At 52.2% G+C, this 274-nt stretch carries 1 protein-coding gene; it reads left to right on the top strand.

Annotated features, from left to right (window positions below; translation table 11 throughout):
• Positions 1-274: FG-GAP repeat domain-containing protein (locus IX84_RS18120; protein ID WP_044223940.1), on the top strand; the 274-nt coding region annotated here is incomplete at both ends.

The following is a 274-nucleotide window of genomic DNA, read 5'->3' on the forward strand; positions in this document are numbered from 1 at the left end:
TTCTGATGGTATTCAGAATGGGGATGAAACGGGAGTCGATTGCGGCGGCAGCAATTGCCCACCCTGCGCTGTGCCTTGTGCTGATCCGGGCTTTACGTCCAATACCATAACGACATCAGCGGATGTTGCCAAGTCCGTATACGCCATGGATTTGGACGGTGATGGCGACGCGGATGTATTATCGACCTCATTAGATGATGATAAGATAGCGTGGTACGAGAATGACGGCAGCGGCAATTTTGGTGCGCAGCAGGTCATAACGACATCAGCGGAT

It is taken from the genome of Phaeodactylibacter xiamenensis (genome assembly GCF_000759025.1).
Lineage (GTDB): Bacteria > Bacteroidota > Bacteroidia > Chitinophagales > Saprospiraceae > Phaeodactylibacter > Phaeodactylibacter xiamenensis.